The organism is Frateuria defendens (assembly GCF_001182895.1).
GTDB lineage: Bacteria > Pseudomonadota > Gammaproteobacteria > Xanthomonadales > Rhodanobacteraceae > Frateuria_B > Frateuria_B defendens.
In genome coordinates this window covers 79,344-94,899 of the sequence record NZ_LFQR01000048.1, presented here as the reverse complement: position 1 = coordinate 94,899, position 15,556 = coordinate 79,344, and the positions used below count along the sequence as shown (strand labels likewise).

General features: G+C 72.9%; 18 protein-coding genes. 6 read left to right on the top strand and 12 right to left on the bottom strand.

The annotated features are described in order from the left end of the window. Positions 1 to 4: 4 nt before the first annotated feature. From ACH65_RS19760 to ACH65_RS08130, 5 genes are all read right to left on the bottom strand, one after another. On the bottom strand, positions 5 to 310 hold the full coding sequence (locus tag ACH65_RS19760) for a hypothetical protein (RefSeq protein WP_153242523.1): 306 nt from the start codon (positions 308 to 310) through the stop codon (positions 5 to 7). 224 nt (positions 311 to 534) lie between these two features. Then, positions 535 to 954 (bottom strand): CBS domain-containing protein, encoded by a 420-nt coding sequence (locus ACH65_RS08145; RefSeq protein ID WP_049622076.1) that lies wholly within the window; start codon positions 952 to 954, stop codon positions 535 to 537. A 69-nt stretch (positions 955 to 1,023) separates the two neighbouring features. Further along, on the bottom strand, positions 1,024 to 1,224 hold the full coding sequence (locus ACH65_RS08140; protein WP_049622075.1) for a KGG domain-containing protein: 201 nt from the start codon (positions 1,222 to 1,224) through the stop codon (positions 1,024 to 1,026). Between the two features lie 179 nt (positions 1,225 to 1,403). Further along, positions 1,404 to 2,972, bottom strand: a complete 1,569-nt coding sequence (locus ACH65_RS08135; RefSeq protein ID WP_053096213.1) for a hybrid sensor histidine kinase/response regulator — start codon at positions 2,970 to 2,972, stop codon at positions 1,404 to 1,406. A 9-nt stretch (positions 2,973 to 2,981) separates the two neighbouring features. After that, positions 2,982 to 3,356 carry a response regulator gene (locus tag ACH65_RS08130; RefSeq protein ID WP_049622074.1) on the bottom strand — a complete coding sequence of 125 codons (375 nt, stop codon included), beginning with the start codon at positions 3,354 to 3,356 and terminating at the stop codon, positions 2,982 to 2,984. A 172-nt stretch (positions 3,357 to 3,528) separates the two neighbouring features. On the opposite strand from ACH65_RS08130, the gene ACH65_RS08125 reads away from it, so the two are divergent. Continuing rightward, positions 3,529 to 4,740, top strand: coding sequence for a glycosyltransferase family protein (locus tag ACH65_RS08125; protein ID WP_049622073.1), 1,212 nt, complete (start codon positions 3,529 to 3,531; stop codon positions 4,738 to 4,740). Positions 4,741 to 4,765: 25 nt separating this feature from the next. Here the strand turns inward: ACH65_RS08125 and ACH65_RS08120 are convergent, their stop codons facing one another. Beyond that, complete coding sequence (locus tag ACH65_RS08120; RefSeq protein ID WP_049622072.1) at positions 4,766 to 4,957, bottom strand: hypothetical protein; 192 nt, start codon at positions 4,955 to 4,957, stop codon at positions 4,766 to 4,768. 266 nt (positions 4,958 to 5,223) lie between these two features. On the opposite strand from ACH65_RS08120, the gene ACH65_RS08115 reads away from it, so the two are divergent. Next, positions 5,224 to 6,129 carry a DUF72 domain-containing protein gene (locus ACH65_RS08115; RefSeq protein WP_064504834.1) on the top strand — a complete coding sequence of 302 codons (906 nt, stop codon included), beginning with the start codon at positions 5,224 to 5,226 and terminating at the stop codon, positions 6,127 to 6,129. A gap of 36 nt (positions 6,130 to 6,165) precedes the next feature. Here ACH65_RS08115 and ACH65_RS08110 read toward each other — a convergent pair whose 3' ends face one another. The 3 genes from ACH65_RS08110 to ACH65_RS08100 all read right to left on the bottom strand — a co-directional run bounded on the left by ACH65_RS08110 (position 6,166) and on the right by ACH65_RS08100 (position 8,004). Further along, positions 6,166 to 6,591 carry a DUF421 domain-containing protein gene (locus tag ACH65_RS08110; RefSeq protein WP_049622071.1) on the bottom strand — a complete coding sequence of 142 codons (426 nt, stop codon included), beginning with the start codon at positions 6,589 to 6,591 and terminating at the stop codon, positions 6,166 to 6,168. 152 nt (positions 6,592 to 6,743) lie between these two features. Beyond that, a complete protein-coding gene (gene ku, locus ACH65_RS08105) occupies positions 6,744 to 7,718 on the bottom strand; it encodes a non-homologous end joining protein Ku (RefSeq protein ID WP_049622070.1) in 975 nt (324 codons plus the stop codon). A 76-nt stretch (positions 7,719 to 7,794) separates the two neighbouring features. Beyond that, positions 7,795 to 8,004: a hypothetical protein gene (locus ACH65_RS08100; protein WP_049622069.1), complete on the bottom strand. Its 210-nt coding sequence runs from the start codon at positions 8,002 to 8,004 to the stop codon at positions 7,795 to 7,797. A gap of 194 nt (positions 8,005 to 8,198) precedes the next feature. Here ACH65_RS08100 and ligD point away from each other — a divergent pair, with 194 nt between their 5' ends. Beyond that, positions 8,199 to 10,742, top strand: coding sequence for a DNA ligase D (gene ligD / locus ACH65_RS08095; protein ID WP_049622103.1), 2,544 nt, complete (start codon positions 8,199 to 8,201; stop codon positions 10,740 to 10,742). Positions 10,743 to 10,915: 173 nt separating this feature from the next. On the opposite strand, the gene ACH65_RS08090 is transcribed toward ligD, so the two are convergent. Further along, entirely contained in the window at positions 10,916 to 11,230 is a 315-nt protein-coding gene (locus tag ACH65_RS08090) for a non-heme iron oxygenase ferredoxin subunit (protein ID WP_049622102.1), read from the bottom strand. An 8-nt stretch (positions 11,231 to 11,238) separates the two neighbouring features. Beyond that, complete coding sequence (locus ACH65_RS08085; RefSeq protein WP_049622068.1) at positions 11,239 to 11,778, bottom strand: GNAT family N-acetyltransferase; 540 nt, start codon at positions 11,776 to 11,778, stop codon at positions 11,239 to 11,241. Between the two features lie 186 nt (positions 11,779 to 11,964). Here ACH65_RS08085 and ACH65_RS08080 point away from each other — a divergent pair, with 186 nt between their 5' ends. After that, on the top strand, positions 11,965 to 12,933 hold the full coding sequence (locus tag ACH65_RS08080; RefSeq protein WP_049622067.1) for an alpha/beta hydrolase: 969 nt from the start codon (positions 11,965 to 11,967) through the stop codon (positions 12,931 to 12,933). On the opposite strand, the gene ACH65_RS08075 is transcribed toward ACH65_RS08080, so the two are convergent. After that, positions 12,921 to 13,889, bottom strand: coding sequence for an NAD-dependent epimerase/dehydratase family protein (locus tag ACH65_RS08075; protein WP_049622066.1), 969 nt, complete (start codon positions 13,887 to 13,889; stop codon positions 12,921 to 12,923). The two genes, ACH65_RS08080 and ACH65_RS08075, sit on opposite strands and share 13 nt — an antisense overlap. Before the next feature lie 91 nt (positions 13,890 to 13,980). Between ACH65_RS08075 and ACH65_RS08070 the strand changes: the two genes are divergently transcribed. Both ACH65_RS08070 and ACH65_RS20275 read left to right on the top strand, forming a co-directional pair. Further along, entirely contained in the window at positions 13,981 to 14,910 is a 930-nt protein-coding gene (locus tag ACH65_RS08070) for a LysR family transcriptional regulator (RefSeq protein WP_049622065.1), read from the top strand. Positions 14,911 to 15,181: 271 nt separating this feature from the next. Then, positions 15,182 to 15,421: a hypothetical protein gene (locus tag ACH65_RS20275; protein WP_161805602.1), complete on the top strand. Its 240-nt coding sequence runs from the start codon at positions 15,182 to 15,184 to the stop codon at positions 15,419 to 15,421. Positions 15,422 to 15,556: the final 135 nt, after the last annotated feature.

Here is a 15,556-nt window from a genome sequence, read left to right as displayed (position 1 = left end):
GGAATCAGGACATCAAGATCGGCGAGGGCATGCCGCCGCCCTCGCCTGCCTGCGGCCGCTCGCCGGGCGGCGGGATCGGGTCCTGGATCGGCGGCGGCGAAGGTTCGGGGTCGGTCAGCGGCGGCCGCGCCGGCTGCGGCGAGGGCGGCTCGCCGGGCGGCAGGTCCGGGTCGGGCTCCGCCGGCGGCGAAGGCGGCTTCACCGGGTCCGGCGGCGGTGCAGGCTCCGGTGGCTCCGCGCCGAACCGTACCCGCGGCGGCTCGTCCAGCCAATGGGAAGATGAAGGCGTGACGTGGATGCGCGGATTCATAGCGAGGCGGGGTCCTGGATCTTAAAGGATGCGTGATGGCGGACGGGGCCGGCGACGGGGACGGCGAGGCGGCCGCGCCGGGGCCGCCGGGCGGGTGCTCGCCACGACTGCAGCCGGCCAGGGCCTGCAGCGCCCACAGCCATGCGCCTCGACGGATCATGCTCCGCCGGATGGCCCGCGGCCCGCACCCGGCGCGCTTTCGTATGGACGTCCATACGCCCACGTCAATGCGGTATGGAAACGCTCTCGAACACCTCGGCCTTGAGCGAGCGCGCGTCGGAGCGCTCCAGGTCGGCCAGGGCGACAATGCCGCAGATGGCCTCGTTGCGGTCGGTGATCGGCACGCGGCGGATGCGGTGGAAGGCCATCAGGTTGGCCAGCTCCTTCACGCTCGCGTCGTCGTGCAGGCTGAGCGCGGGTGCGGTCATGCACTGCTCCACGCTGACCTGGCTGGGTTGATCGCCTGTCGCCACGCAGCGTGTGACGATGTCGCGATCGGTGATCACGCCGACCAGGTGCCGCTCCTCGTCGATCACCGGAATCTCGCCCACGTCCTCCTCGCGCATCAGCATCGCGGCGCGGTGCAGGGTATCGCCCGCCGTGCAGCAGCGGGGGTTGGGGGTCATGATCTCGCGTACGTTCATGCTGCCTCCTCGTTCCGGTCGCGCCGCGGCGGGCGGACGCCACGGGGCGACCCGTGGCGTTCCCTCCGCTCAGCTGTTCTTGTGACTCTGCTGGCCGGCCCGAACGTGCTGCTCGTGACTGCCGCCCCGGCTGCCGGCGCTCTTGGCCGCGCCTTCCTTGCCTTCCTTGCCCTGGCCACCGTGACTGACGCGGCCGCCCTTGGCGGCGGCCTCGCGCTGCTTGTTTTCGTCCATGGCACCGAAACCGCGTTTGTCGCGCTCGTTCGCCATCTCGCCTCTCCGTCTCTTCAGCGGGCGCGCGTAGATCGGGGCCGCACGGACACGCGCCCTCGATCCGCGCAGGCATGCAGCATGGCGCAGTCGACCTAAACGCGGCGCATGGGAAACATCAACGACCTCGTCGACATCGTTAACCGGCGCGGCGAGCGCGAGCGGACGCGCCGCGCGTCCTACGTCGCCGCCTCAGGCGTGCAGCCGGGCAGCCGCAGTTCCACGCAGGTGCCTTGCCCCGGCGCGGTGGCGAGGTGGATCTGCCCCTTCGACTGCTTCACGAAGCCGTGGATGATCGAGAGCCCCAGCCCCGTGCCCCGCCCCAGCGGCTTGGTGGTGAAGAACGGATCGAACACGCGGGCCGCCATCTCCGGCGACATGCCCACGCCGGTGTCGGCCACGCTCAGGGCGACGAAACCCGCCTCCCCGCCCTCCCCGGCCACGGCGCGCGAGCCGATGGTCAGCGTGCCGCCGCCCGACATCGCGTCGCGGCCGTTGATGGCGAGGTTGAGCAGCGCGTTCTCCAGCTGGCCGGCGTCGCACATCACATGCAGCGCGCCCTTGGCCAGCGCGATGCGCAGGCGCACGTTGCCGCCCAGCGTGCGTTCGAGCAGGCCGCCCATCGAACGCACCAGGGCATTGACGTCCACGCAGGCCGGCCGCAGCGGCTGGCGGCGCGCGGCGGCGAGCAGGCGGCGGGTGAGCTGGGCCGCCCGCTCGACCGAGCGGATGGCGCTGTCGAGGTGGCGCTCGACCAGATCGGGGCGCCCGCGCTCGCCTTGGGCACGCGCGATCTCGAGCGAGCCGCTGATCGCCTGCAGGATATTGTTGAAGTCGTGCGCGATGCCGCCGGTGAGCTGGCCCAGCGCCTCCAGCTTCTGCGCGTGGAAGAGCTGCTCGCGGGTGGACGCCAGCTCGGTTTCCGCCGCGTGGATCTGGCTCAGGTCGCGGGTGACGTGCGCATAGCCGCGCAGGGTGCCGTCCGCCTCCCGCAGGGCGATCAGCGCGATGTGGGCGAGGAGGCGCGAGCCGTCCTCGCGCAGGCACCAGTGGTCGGCTTCGTAGCGGCCGTGCGCCAGCGCCTCGCGCAGCATGTGCTCGGGCAGGCCGGCGGCACGGTCCTCCGGCGTGTACAGGCAGTGGATGGAGCCGCCGAGCACGCTCTCGGCGCGATGGCCGCTGATCCGCCGCATGCCGGCGTTCCATTCGTCGATGCGGCCGCCCGCGTCCAGCATACAGATCGCGTAGTCCGGCGCGGCGTCCATCAGCAGGCGGAAGCGCCGCTCGCTTTCCTCCATGCGGACCTGCGCCTCCCAGCGTGCGGTGACGTCGCGGGTGACCTTGGCGAAGCCGATCAGCCGGCCGTGTGCGTCGCGGATCGCGTCGATGGCCACCATCGCGCGGAAGCGGCTGCCGTCCCGGCGCACGCGCCAGCCCTCGCCGTTGTAGCGGCCCTCGCGGCTCGCCACCGCCAGCGCCGCCTCGGGTTGCCCGCGCGCCCGTTCCTCGGCGGTGAAGAACATCGCATAGGAGTGGCCGAGCACTTCCTCGGCGCGGTAGCCCTTGATCTGTTGCGCGCCGCGGTTCCAGCTGCTGACGCGGCCCTGCGGGTCGAGCATGTAGATGGCGTAGTCCACCACCGACTGCACCAGCAGCTCGAAGCGATTTTCCGTGGCGGTGACGCGGAAAGCCTGTTCGCCCCTGGAAAGCCCGCTGTCGCCGCGGCGATCCGGCGTGTTCGTATTCAAGGACAGGCCTCAGGAAACCACTTGCCGGGCGCGCCCGCAGGCGCCGGCGACGGTGCCGAGCAGCGTGCGGCGGTCGTAGGGCTTGGGCAGGAAGACCATGCTCGGGTCCAGCGGCGTATCGGCCCAGCCCAGGTCGCCCGACACCACCACCACCGACGCCCGCGAGCCGCGCGCGCGCATCGCGTTGGCCATCTCGATGCCGTTCATGCCGCGGCGCAGGTTGACGTCGGTGAACACTACGTCGATGTCGGGCCTCGCGGCGAGCACGTCCAGTGCCTGCTCGGCGTCGCTGGCGTGCACCAGCTGGTAGCCCGCATCCTCCAGCAGCAGGGAGGTCACTTCCATCACGTCCGGGTCATCCTCCACCAGCAGTACGACTTCCATGGGCACACCCCTGGCAAAGCCATAAACGTTTTCACAGCGATTACCAGTCCAACGCAGTCGCCGTCGGCATTTCGTGATGGACGCGGACGCGGTGCGTGACGTGTGACTTGGCACGCATTTGCCGGCGCATTGACGGCGCCGCGCCGATCATGGGCCGACCTGGAGCACCCGCATGGCGACAGCTTTCCAGATCCTCCGGCGCAGTGCGTGCATCGTCCCCGGCGTCGCGCCGGACGCGATCGTCGCGATGCCCGTGCACCACGACACGCACGACCTCGCGGCCTGCCTCGGCGGCCTGGGCGAGCAGCGCGACGAGCAGGGCCGGCGCTATGCGCCCGGCCGCGTGCTGGCGGTGCTGCTGCGCGAGCAGCGTGGCGATGGCGCCTTGCCGGCGATCGCGGCGGCGGATGCCGGCACGCTGTCGCGGAGCGCCGACACGCTGTCGCGGGGCATGCCCTCGTGGGTGCTGATCGAAGGCGTGCTGCCGCGCACGCAGCGCCACGCCGGCGGCGTCCGCCGCGAGGCGCTGCGCACCGCGCTGTTCCTGGCGGCGCCGGCGACCGGCCTGATCGCCACCACCGATGCCGACAGCCGCCTCCCGCCGAACTGGATCGCGCGCCAGCTCGATGCGCTGCGCGCCGGCGCCGACCTGGTCGCCGGCGTCGCCGACGTCGATCCACGCGAGGAACTGCGCCTGCCCTGGGCGCTGGCCCGCCGCAGCCTGCTCGAAGGCTGCTACGCGCACTGGCTGGAACGCATCGACGCCTACCTCGACCCGCTGCCCTACGACCCCTGGCCGCGCCATCGCACACCCACGCGCGCCAGCCTGGGCTTCGGCGTGGCGGCGCTGCGCCGGATGGAACCGCTGCCCGCCCCCGCCACGGACGAGCATCGCGCCCTGATCGAGCGCGGCCGCGCGCTGGACCTCAAGATCCGCTTCGATCCGGAGCTGCGCGTGGTCGCCCCGCTCCGGCCCGCGGAAACGGTGCGCGGCGGCACCGCCGGCTTTCGCTGCCCCGCCTATGCCAACGCCGCCAGCGAGTCGCTGCTGGAGCCGCTCGACCGCGCCATCTTCCGTGCCCGCCTGCGCGCGCGCTGGCGCCGGCTGCATGCGCAGGGCCTGCTGGCCGGTTCGCTGGACCGCTTCCTGCTCGGCTTCACGCGCGAGCATTGGCTGCGGCTGATGGCCTCGCCCACCTTCGGCGTGCTGTGGCTGCAGGCCGAGCGCGACCTGCCCCGCCTCGCCCGCCGCCCGTTGCGGCCGGATGAACTGATCGGGCAGATCCACGCCGCGCGCGAGTGGTGGTGCGAGGTGCTGCGCCACAACCCGCCGCGCACGCCCCCGGCGCCGGCGGCGTACCTCGCGCACGAGATGCTGCCGTGACGCCAGGCGCGCGACGGGCCCGCGCTCAGTCGTCCGGCGCCTTGGCGGGAATGAAGGGCGCGACCGGGTCGCTGGCCGGGAAGGTTTCTTCCAGCGAATGATCCTGGTTGAGGTCTTCCTTGGCCTTGCGCTGTTCGCGCTCCTCCTTCGTCTCCTCGCGCTGCGTCGGGGGACGATCCGAAGGATGACCCTTGTCTTTGCGGTCGTGACTGCTCATGGGCGCCTCCACCTCGGCCGGCGGCCCATCATCCGCCCCGGCCGGTAAAGCGCGCATCGGTATTTCCGCGGCGCGCGTTCACGCCCCGCGTACACGGCACCGCGCGGGCCGCCATGCGGCGATGACGCCATGCCGACATGCGCTGGCCGATGCTCGGGCCATGCGCTGCCAGCACCGCCCGCCATGAAAGCAACGCACGCCGCACCGTTTTTCCGCCCGGGGAAGCCTCCCCGCCGCGCCGGCACGGGCCGGCGGTAGAGGCGCGCATGGCGAAGGCCCGCATCGGCATCTCCGGCTGGCGCTACGCGCCCTGGCGCGGCGACTTCTACCCGCGCGGGCTGCCCCAGCGCAGCGAGCTGGAGTACGCCTCGCGCCGCTTCGACACCATCGAGATCAACGGCTCGTTCTACGCGCTGCAGCGGCCGACCAGCTACGAACGCTGGCGCACGCAGGCGCCGCGCGGCTTCGTGTTCGCGGTCAAGGCGCCGCGCTTCATCACCCACGTGCGGCGGCTGCGCGACGCCGCGCAACCGCTGGCCAACTTCTTCGCCTCCGGCGTGCTTCGCCTGCGCGAGAAGCTCGGCCCCATCCTGTGGCAGCTGCCGCCCAGCTTCCGCTACGAGCCCGCGCTGGTGGACGAATTCCTGGCCCAGCTGCCGCACGATACCGAGCAGGCCGCGAAGCTCGCCCGGCAGCCGCACGAGGGGCCGCGGCGGCGCCTGCGCCACGCGCTGGAAGTGCGCCACGAGAGCTTCCGCGACGAACGCTTCGTCGCCACCCTGCGCCGGCGCGGCGTGGCCCTGGTGGTGGCCGACACCGCCCGCCGCTGGCCGCTGTTCGAGGACGTCACCGCCGGCTTCATGTACCTGCGCCTGCACGGCGACGAGGAGCTGTACGTGAGCGGCTACAGCGAGCGCGCGCTGGTGGCCTGGGCCGAACGCATCCGGCGCTGGCTGGACGGCGCCGAGCCCGACGACGCGCGGCGTATCTCCGCCCGTGCCGCCCGGGGCCGCCGCGGCCGCGACGTGTACTGCTACTTCGACAACGACGCCAAGGTGCGCGCGCCCTGCGACGCGCAGCACCTCGCCCGGCTGCTGGAGCGCCGGCCGGACGCCGCGCACCGGCCGCGCCAGCGGCACGAGCCGCACGTCCACGCGCACCGGCATGCGTAGCGCGCCGCCGGCGAGCGGGCCGGTCAATCCATCGGCTCAATCCATCGGCTTGTGCCGGATCACCGTGATGCGCCCGTTCGGCTCCAGCCGCGCCTCCTCCACCTCGCGCTCGTCGTGCAGCCCCTCGGCGCGCAGCGCGCGCTGGAACACCGCCGCCGGCATGTTGTGACGGCGCAGCGCGGCGGGCGAGACCTTGCCCGCCCGCGCCAGGATCGCCGGCACGCCCTCCACCCAGCGGTTGAAGCGCGCCGAGCGCGCGGCGACGTAGCCGAGCAGCTTGTCCAGCGCGAGGATGGTCGCCACACCGATGAAGGCGGCGCCGAGCGAGCCGTCCTGGTCCACGATCGCCGTGCGCAGCGTGCCGCCCACCAGGATCAGCACCAGCAGGTCGCGCTGGATCGCGCGCTGCCGGCCGGCGGTGGTGCGGGATGCCCCGCTGCTCTTGGCTGCCCTGGTGGCCATGCGCCTGTCTCCCGTGGAATGCGCTGCGGACCGCCGATGCTGGGCGCGACGTGGTCAAGGCGCGGTCAACAGGCCGTCAACGGTTTCCCGTCGAAGCACGCACGCCCGGATCGACGCGGCCGCGGCCTGCGCGGATGTCCCGCGGGCGGGCCTCAACCGGCGTTGCGCCGCCCCCGGCGCGGCGCGCCCGCCGACTTCTTGCCCGCGGGCACGGGCTTGCGCGGCGCGGCTTTCTTCGCCGTCGCGCGCTTGGCCGCGGCGCGCTTGGCCGGCGCGCTCTTCTTCGCCGTGGCCGGCTTCGAGGGTGCGTTCTTGGCCGGCGTGCGGCGGTTGCTCGCCAGGCTCTTCTGCAGCAGCGTCATGAAGTCGACCACGTTGGTGGCGGCGTTGGCCGGCATCTCCTCGGCCTGTTCCGCGGGCGGCACCACCAGACCCTTGGACTTCATGCGCTTCTCGATCACCTGGCGCAGGCGATCGCGGAAATCGTCCTTGTAGTCCTTCGGCTTCCACTTGCCGCTCATCGACTCGATCAGCTGACCGGCCATCTCCAGCTCGCGGGGCGAGACGCGGTAGTGCTCCAGCTCGGCCTCGGGCACCGCGTACTCGTCGGCGTCGACCAGCTGCTGCGGATAGCGCAGCAGCAGCAGCCACAGCGCGTTGTCCCTGGGCATCACCGCGGCCAGGTATTCGCGGGTGCGGATCACCACCCGGCCGATGCCCAGGCGGCCGGTGCGGCGCAAGGTCTCGCGCAGCAGCACGTAGCCCTTCTCGGCCTTCTTGCCGGGCACCAGCAGGTAGGGCTTCTCGAAATATTCCGGGCCGATCTCGCCGGCGTCGACGAAGGTCTCCACGTCGATCGACTCGCGCCGCTCGGAGGCGGCCGAGCGGATGTCCTCCGGCTCCAGCACCACGTAGCTGCCCTTCTTGTATTCGTAGGCCCGCACGATGTCCTTCCACGGCACCTCCTCGCCGGTCTCGGCGTTGACGCGCTCGTAGCGGATCGGCGTGTTGCTGCGGCTGTCGAGCATGCGGAAGTGCAGGTCGATGCTGTGCTCGGCCGACATCACCGAGACGGGGATGTTCAACAGCCCGAAGGAGAGCGTTCCGCTCCAGATGGGACGAGGCATGGCGCGCACTCCGCGTGGCCCGCTGCCGGGCCTTCCATCATCCCAGCCCGCGCGTCGAGCCGGCGTGCAGCCGGCGTCAAGACGGCGCGGCGGTGTCCTCTTCCAGCGAGGCATGCAGGGCGGCGGCCAGGGCCGCGTCGCCGTTCACCAGGGCCTGCCAGCTCAGGCTGAGCCCCTTGCGGCGGCCACGCTCGGTGATGCGCAGGCCGAGCGGGTCCAGCCGCACCGTGTAGTCCTTGCCGTCCACGGTGATCTGCCGGCGCAGCGTGCGGTCGAGTGGCGTCATCGTCGGGGTCCTTGTCGGGTCGGGCCGTCGGCATAGCTGAAGCACCCGCCGCGTGGCTCCGGCGTGAAGGCCGCCCGGTTGCACGCCGCCTTCATGCCGCCGCTGGCAGGGTCGGACACGACCGCGACACCGCCCGCCGCGGCGCATGCCCCGCGCACGCCGCCATGCGCCGCGCCGCCTCCGCCGACCGCCGCATGAGCCTGCACGACTACCAGCGCAAGCGCGACTTCTCCCGCACCCGCGAGCCCGGGCCCGGCACGCCGGCGCCGGCCGGCGCGCGGGCCATCTTCGTGGTGCAGCTGCACCACGCGCGCCGCCGCCACTACGACTTCCGCCTGCAGGTGGGCGACGCGCTCAAGAGCTGGGCGGTGCCCAAGGGCCCGAGCTACGACCCGGCGGTGAAGCGGCTCGCCGTGGAGGTGGAGGATCACCCCGTGTCCTACGCCGACTTCGAGGGCGACATCGAGGAAGGCTACGGCCAGGGCCACGTGGACCTGTTCGACCGCGGCGTGTGGGCCACCGACGGCGACGCCGAGGCGCAGCTGGAGAAAGGCCACCTCGGCTTCGAACTGTTCGGCCGCCGCCTCAAGGGCCGCTGGCACCTGGTGCGCAGCGGCCGCCGCGAGCGCAAGCCGTCGTGGTTCCTGATCAAGGACGGCGACGCCTTCGCCGGCAAGCTCGAGGCCGACGACCTGCTCGACGCCAGGCTCGTCGCCAGCACGCGCCGCGCCACCCGGAGCGGCGGCGCCAGGGAGGTAGCGGAGAAACTCGCCGCCGGCCGCCGCCGCGCCGCGCCCAAGGGCGCCACCGTGGCGCTGGCGCCGCTGCGCCGGCGCGCCGCGGGGATCCCCGGCGCGCGCAAGGCCGCCATCGACACCGCCTTCTTCGCGCCGGAGCTGACTCGCCTGCGCGAGACGCCGCCGCACGGCGAGGGCTGGCTGCACGAGATCAAGTGGGACGGCTACCGCATCCTCGCCGCGATCGCCGGCGGCGCCGTGCAGCTGTGGTCGCGCAACGCGCTCGACTGGAACGCGCGCGCGCCCGAACTGGTGCAGGCGCTCGAACAACTGGGCCTGCGCGAGGCCCGGCTCGACGGCGAGCTGATCGCCCTGCACGCGGGCCGCAGCGACTTCAACGCCCTGCAGCAGACCCTCGCCGGCGAGGCGCAGGCACCGCTGGTCTACATGCTGTTCGACCTGCCGCACTTCGAAGGCTGGGACCTGCGCCGCAGCCCCCTGCGCGAGCGCAAGGCGCTGCTCGAGGCGCTGATCCCGCCCGGTTCCGGCCACCTCGCCTTCAGCCGCCACTACGAGGAAGACGGCGAGGCCGTGTTCGCCATGGTCACCGCGCAGGGGCTCGAAGGCATCGTCTCCAAGCGCGCCGACTCCGGCTACCGGCCCGGGCGTGGCGACGACTGGGTCAAGGTCAAGCGGCTGGAATCGGACGAGTTCGCCGTGGTCGGCTACACCCCGCCCAAGGGCCGCCGCAGCGGCTTCGGCTCGCTGCTGCTGGCGCGCCCGGACGCGGGCGGCGGCTGGCGCTACGCCGGGCGCGTGGGCAGCGGCTTCAGCGACGCGCAGCTGCGCGAGCTGGGCGCCGCCTTCGCCGGCAAGGGCCGCCGCACGCCGCCGGTGCGCGTGGACGCCATCGACCCGCTGCTGCGCCAGGCGTACTGGGTGCACCCCAGCCTGGTCGCGGAGGTGTACTACCGCGGCATCGGCAACCAGGGGCTGCTGCGCCAGCCCAGCCTGAAGACGCTGAGGGACGACAAGATGCCCAACGAGCTGCGCGACGCCGACCGCCCCGCGCCCGCCACCGTATCCCGCGCCGCCGCGCGCGGAAGCGGCACGCCGGTGCGCCTCACCCACCCCGAGCGCGTGGTGTACCCCGGCGAGGGCATCACCAAGCAGGACGTGTTCGACTACTACGCCGCGGTGATGGAGTGGTTCCTGCCCGGCGTGCAGGACCGCCCCACCTCGGTGCTGCGCTGCCCCGACGGCGTCGACGGCGAGTGCTTCTTCCAGAAGCACTTCACCCGCGGCCTCAAGCACGTGGGCATGGTCAAGCTCAAGGAGGAATCCGGCGCGCAGGCGGTCTACATCTACCCGCGCGAGACGGATTCGGTGCTGGAGCTGGCGCAGTTCGGCGTGATCGAGTTCCACCCCTGGGGCGCCACCGTGGCCGAGCCCGACCGTGCCGACCGCGTGGTGTTCGACCTCGACCCCGGCCCCGGCGTGGGCTGGGACCGCGTGAAGGCCGCCGCGCGGCAGGTGCGCAAGCAGCTAGACCGGCTCGGCCTGCAATCCTTCCTGCGCACCACCGGCGGCAAGGGCATGCACGTGGTGGTGCCGCTCGCCCCCGCCTGCGCCTGGCTGGCGGTGAAGGCCTTCGCCCACGCCTTCGCCGACACGCTGGCGCAGCTGCATCCGCTGGAGTTCGTGGCGGTGGCCGCCAAGTCGCAGCGCGGCGGCCGCATCTTCATCGACTACCTGCGCAACAGCCGCGGCGCCACCAGCATCGCCTCCTACTCCCTGCGCGCTCGCCCCGGCGCCCCGGTAGCGATGCCGCTGCGCTGGAGCGAACTCGGCGCGCTCGCCAGCGGACGCGCTTTCGATCTGCGCACGGCGCCGAAGCGGCTGGCCCGGTTGCGGTCGGATCCGTGGGAGGAGATGGGGGAGATTCGGCAGAATCTGGATGAGGTGTTGGAGCGATTGGAGAGGGGGCAGGCGTCGGAGTGAAGCGGGATCCGCAACTCTCTTTCCATTGGTGGAGGGTTGGGGTGAGAGGCGGGTGTCGCGGGGACGCGACTATCCCGCTGCGCTCCCGCACACCCATGGCTACCGCAAGACGCGCTCCATCGCCCCAGCCCGTCGACGGCAAGATCGCGAACAGACTCTCAGCAAACCACCCTTCAGCGGTCGTCGCGCGTCCAGATCAGCCCGTCCACCTCGCGCACCGGGAACTTGGCGATCGGCTCGTAGGCCGGCGGGCAGGTCACCGCGCCGCTGCGCAGGTCGAAGCGGGCGCCGTGGCGCGGGCATTCCACCTCGTAGCCGTGCACCGTGCCGCCGGCGAGGTCGCCGCCGTCGTGGGTGCATACGTCTTCCACCGCGTACAGCTCGCCGTCGATGTTGTACACCGCGATCGGCGTGTCGCCGTCGTACACCACCTTGAACTCGCCGGGCAGCAGCTCGCTGCGCGCGGCCACTTCCACCCAGCCGGTCATGTCCGTGCTCATGCCTGCAGATCCTTCACCAGCACCTCGAAGCGCAGGTCGTCGCGGCGCGGCAGGCCGAAGCGCTCGTCGCCGTAGGGGAAAGGCTGGTATGCGCCGGTGCGGCGGTAGCCGCGGCGGAGGTACCAGGCGATCAGCTCCTCGCGCTGCACGATCACCGCCATGCGCATCGCGCGGCAGCCCCATTCCTCGCGCGCGATGCGCTCGGCCTCGGCCAGCAACGCCTTGCCCAGGCCGTCGCCCTGCAAGGCCGGGTCGACCGCGAACATGCCGAAATAGGCTACCTCGCCCTGCCGTTCCAGCTGGCAGCTCGCACGCAGGCGGCCGCCCTGCTCCAGCAGCACGATGCGGCCCTGCGGCCCGGCGATCAGCGCGGCCACGTCCTCGACGTTGGTGCGGCGGCCGTCGAGCAGGTCCGCCTCGGTGGTCCAGCCGCGTCGGCTGGCGTCGCCGCGGTAGGCGGATTCGACCAGCGCCACGACGGCTTCGGCATCGGCCGGGGCGGCGCTCCTGAAAACGGGGGAAAATGAGGAGGTCATCCGCCCATGATACCGTCCCGCCGGCGCTTCCCGCCGCACGCAGCGCAAGGACCGCGGCGCCGGACGCGGCATCGCCGCCTACTTGCATTGCGACCGCACGCACCGCGAGTGCCGCGGCACTGCATCGCCCCCGCCTTCGCAGGCACACTGCGCGCCACGGGCCTCCTTCCTTCGACATGGCATGGCATGCGTCCCTCGTACTTCAGGCGGCTGCGCGGCCCCCTCGTCGTCCTGCTGATGCTCGCCCTGCACGGCACGGCGCACGCCGGCGGCGCGCCGCCGTGGACTTTCCCGCTCGACGCCCCCGCCGTGTCGCCGGCGCCGCTGCGCGTGAGCGTGTACCTGCCGCCCGGCTACGCCCCGCATCGCGGCCGGCGCTACCCGGTGCTCTACGCCAACGACGGCCAGGACATGGACGCGGTGGACCTCTCCGGCACGCTCGCCGCGCTGTACCGCGAGCGCACCATCCGGCCGGTGATCGTGGTGGCGGTGGACATGCCGGCCGACCGCGCCGACGCCTACGGGCTCTCCGACCGCGCCATGGGGCGCAGCGTGGTCGGCGGCTCGCGCATCGGCCCCATCGGCAGCCATGCGCAGGACTACTCCGCCTGGTTCGCCACCCAGCTGGTGCCCTGGGTCGACGCGCACTACCGCACCCAGGCAACGCCCCGCGGCCGCAGCCTGCTCGGCTGGTCGCTGGGCGCGCTCAACGCCTTCAACCTCGCCTGGGAGTACCCGGAACTGTTCGGCCGCGGGGGCGCGTTCTCGCCCTCGTTCTGGCTGGCCGGCGACCGCACGGACGCCCGCCGCATCCAGCACACCCGGCTGGCGCAGGCGATGGCGGACCGCGGCCCGCCGCGCAAGGGGCTCGCGTTCTGGTTCGCCGTGGGCGGCGCCGAGGAAAGCGGTGACCGCGACGGCGAGGGCGTGATCGACGCGGTGGACGACCTGGATGACCTGGTCGAGGGCTACCGCGACGGCGACGGCTTCCGCACGCGCGGCCTGCGCCAGCTCGGCTACACCGTCGCCATCGACCCGGCGCCCTCGGCCCGCCGCGCCGACGTCACGCTGGTGCATTGGCAGGACGGCCAGCACAACCAGGCCACGTGGAAGCGCATGCTGCCGCCCTTCCTGCGCCGGGCCTACGGCCGCTGAGGCGGCGGCAGGCAGCCGATGCCGGCCAGGGTGATGCGCAGGGCCTCCTCCAGCGGCGTGTACGGCGAGCCGCCGAGGACGGCCCGCAGCTTGCGGTCGTCCAGTTGCAGCGGCTCGCGCCACAGGTAGCGCATCTTGCGCAGCTCGCGCAGCGTCTCGTTGAAGGGCGCGCCCAGCGCCACCTGCCACCAGGGAAAGCGCGCCAGCCGGAGGCCCGGCCGGCCGGCCGCGCAGGCGATGGCCGCCGTCAGTTCGTGGCCGTCGAGCCAGTAGCCGCCGAAGTGGAAGCACTCGACTTCGGCCAGTTCGTCTTCGCGTTCCAGCAGGCGGGCGGCCGTCTCGGCCACGTCGGGCAGGTAGGCCCAGGCGTGCCGGTGTTCGGGCGCGGCCGGATAAGACACCCGGCGCGGCGGCACGCCCGCCTTGAGCAGCCCCAGGGAGAACCAGCTGTTGCCGGCGTGCGGCCCGAAGAAATCGCCGCAGCGCAGGATCAGCGTGCGCACGCCCCCGTCCGCCGCCGCGGCCAGGCGCTGCTCCATCGCCACGCGGATCTCGCCCTTGCGCGTGGGCGGCCGCTGCGGCGCGTCCTCGGCCACCAGCGGAAACGTCTCGGGGCCGAAGTTGTAGACCGTGCCCGGCAGCAGCACGCGCGCGCGTTCGGCCCGCGCCGCGGCCAGCGTGCTGTCCAGCATCGGCAGCACCCGCTGCCCCCAGCCGCGGTAGCCGGGAGGGTTGACCGCGTGCACGATCACCTGCGCGCCTTCGGCGGCCCGGCGCACGTCTTCGGCCTGCATCACATCGCCGCGATGCCAATCGACGGCATCCGGCACCGTCGCGGGCTTCGCCGAGCGGGCCAGCGCGCGCACCCGCCAGCCGCGGCGCGACAACGCCCGCACCATCTCCCCGCCGACGCCGCCGCCGGCCCCCACCACCAATGCCGTCCGCTCCACCGCCATCGCACCATCCTCGCTCATGGAGGCACCAGCTTGCGGGCGGCAACGGTCTATGAAAATTACCTATTGGCGAACGTCTGCTATACATTTTTGCATGACCAGGACAAACCCCAGCTGGGACCTGCACCGCTCCTTTCTCGCCGTGATGCGCGAAGGCAGCCTCTCTGCCGCCGCCCGCGCGCTGGGCATGACCCAGCCCAGCCTCGGCCGGCACATCCGCGAACTGGAAACGGCGCTGGGCGTGGCGCTGTTCGCCCGCTCGCCGCAGGGGCTCGCGCCCACCGAGATCGCCCATGCGCTGGTGCCGCACGCGCAGGCCATGGCCGCCGCCTCGGCGGCGCTGCACCGCGCGGCCTCCGCCGGCAAGGAGGAGATCCGCGGCACGGTGCGCGTCACCGCCAGCGAGGTGATCGGCGCCGAGGTGTTGCCGCCGATCCTCGCCGCGTTCCGCGAGAAGCACCCGGGCATCGTGATCGAGCTGGTGCTGTCCAACCGCTCCGCCGACCTGCTGCGCAAGGATGCGGACATCGCCGTGCGCATGGTCCGCCCCACCCAGCAGGCACTGGTCGCCCGCCACGCCGGTGCCTCGCCGCTGGGCCTTTATGCCCACCGCCGCTACCTCAAGGCCCACGGCCGGCCACGGAGCCTGGCCGAACTCGCCGGGCACAGCCTGATCGGCTTCGACAACGAGGCGCCTTATGTCCGCGCACTGCGCCCCGCCGTCGGCGCGTTGCCTTACGCGCGCGAGCATTTCAGCCTGCGCACCGACAGCGACCTCGCCGCCCTGGCCGCCCTGCGCGCCGGCTACGGCATCGGCATCTGCCAGGTCGGCGTCGCCCGGCGCGATGCCAGGCTGGTGCAGCTGCTGCCGCAGACGCGCCTGCCCAGGCTCGACGTCTGGGTGGTGATGCACGAGGACCTCAAGGCCAGCCTGCGCAACCGCGCGCTGTTCGACCATCTGGCCAAGGAAATGGCCGTCTATACGGCGGTATCGAACGCCCCGCCGGAGCGCCGGGACGGCTGAATGCGATTCCTGTGAAGCAGTTCTCGCCCCGAGCCCGAAAGTTCCCCGCGCGGTAACGCCGGCTTTACGCGAGGCGGACGCCTAATACGCCTCACCGCCGCGCCCGCTTCGCCGCGCGGCCGCTGCACCTGCCCCAGCCCCGGGGCCGCCGACGGATCGGCGCTCGTCGCCGGGGCGAACCGCACTTGGGGCGCGCTCACCCGGTCGTTGGAAGCCGCACCACGCATCGCGTCGCGCCGTAGCCGGTCCACTGGAAAGTGGAGAACGCTGCATGACTGAGCCCCGCCAGCACGCCAGGACCGCCAGGCGCCCCGCGCCGCCGGTCGGCTGCACCCGCGCGGCCCGTGCCGCGCGCGCGCTCTGCGCAGTGCGCCGCGGCCACCCCGTCTCCCAGGGAATCCACGCCACGCACGTTCGCGGCAACGAGGGGCGCCGGCGCGCACAGCGCCTGCCGTGGTCGCCGAAGGCCAAGGCCTTCTGGCACCCCTCGGCCGCCCGCCCGCCGCCTTGACCGGCCCCGCGGCCACGGCGTCCGCGCCGCCCGGCCATGCCGGCGGCGCGGGCCCGGCACTGCACCAGGGGCCGACCGGGGAGGGCGGCCTCATTCCAGGGGAAAGGCCAAGCCTCGCGCCGTCGGCGCGGGAGA

What these genes read in the sequence shown, in the direction of transcription:
- ACH65_RS19760 (WP_153242523.1), bottom strand. Translation starts at nt 310, where the DNA reads ATGAATCCGCGCATCCACGTCACGCCTTCATCTTCCCATTGGCTGGAC.
- ACH65_RS08145 (WP_049622076.1), bottom strand. Translation starts at nt 954, where the DNA reads ATGAACGTACGCGAGATCATGACCCCCAACCCCCGCTGCTGCACGGCG.
- ACH65_RS08085 (WP_049622068.1), bottom strand. Translation starts at nt 11,778, where the DNA reads ATGACCTCCTCATTTTCCCCCGTTTTCAGGAGCGCCGCCCCGGCCGAT.
- ACH65_RS08075 (WP_049622066.1), bottom strand. Translation starts at nt 13,889, where the DNA reads ATGGCGGTGGAGCGGACGGCATTGGTGGTGGGGGCCGGCGGCGGCGTC.
- ligD (WP_049622103.1), top strand. Translation starts at nt 8,199, where the DNA reads ATGAGCCTGCACGACTACCAGCGCAAGCGCGACTTCTCCCGCACCCGC.
- ACH65_RS08110 (WP_049622071.1), bottom strand. Translation starts at nt 6,591, where the DNA reads ATGGCCACCAGGGCAGCCAAGAGCAGCGGGGCATCCCGCACCACCGCC.
- ACH65_RS08120 (WP_049622072.1), bottom strand. Translation starts at nt 4,957, where the DNA reads ATGAGCAGTCACGACCGCAAAGACAAGGGTCATCCTTCGGATCGTCCC.
- ACH65_RS08080 (WP_049622067.1), top strand. Translation starts at nt 11,965, where the DNA reads ATGCGTCCCTCGTACTTCAGGCGGCTGCGCGGCCCCCTCGTCGTCCTG.
- ACH65_RS08130 (WP_049622074.1), bottom strand. Translation starts at nt 3,356, where the DNA reads ATGGAAGTCGTACTGCTGGTGGAGGATGACCCGGACGTGATGGAAGTG.
- ACH65_RS08090 (WP_049622102.1), bottom strand. Translation starts at nt 11,230, where the DNA reads ATGACCGGCTGGGTGGAAGTGGCCGCGCGCAGCGAGCTGCTGCCCGGC.
- ACH65_RS08100 (WP_049622069.1), bottom strand. Translation starts at nt 8,004, where the DNA reads ATGACGCCACTCGACCGCACGCTGCGCCGGCAGATCACCGTGGACGGC.
- ACH65_RS08115 (WP_064504834.1), top strand. Translation starts at nt 5,224, where the DNA reads ATGGCGAAGGCCCGCATCGGCATCTCCGGCTGGCGCTACGCGCCCTGG.
- ACH65_RS20275 (WP_161805602.1), top strand. Translation starts at nt 15,182, where the DNA reads ATGACTGAGCCCCGCCAGCACGCCAGGACCGCCAGGCGCCCCGCGCCG.
- ACH65_RS08140 (WP_049622075.1), bottom strand. Translation starts at nt 1,224, where the DNA reads ATGGCGAACGAGCGCGACAAACGCGGTTTCGGTGCCATGGACGAAAAC.
- ACH65_RS08125 (WP_049622073.1), top strand. Translation starts at nt 3,529, where the DNA reads ATGGCGACAGCTTTCCAGATCCTCCGGCGCAGTGCGTGCATCGTCCCC.
- ACH65_RS08070 (WP_049622065.1), top strand. Translation starts at nt 13,981, where the DNA reads ATGACCAGGACAAACCCCAGCTGGGACCTGCACCGCTCCTTTCTCGCC.
- ku (WP_049622070.1), bottom strand. Translation starts at nt 7,718, where the DNA reads ATGCCTCGTCCCATCTGGAGCGGAACGCTCTCCTTCGGGCTGTTGAAC.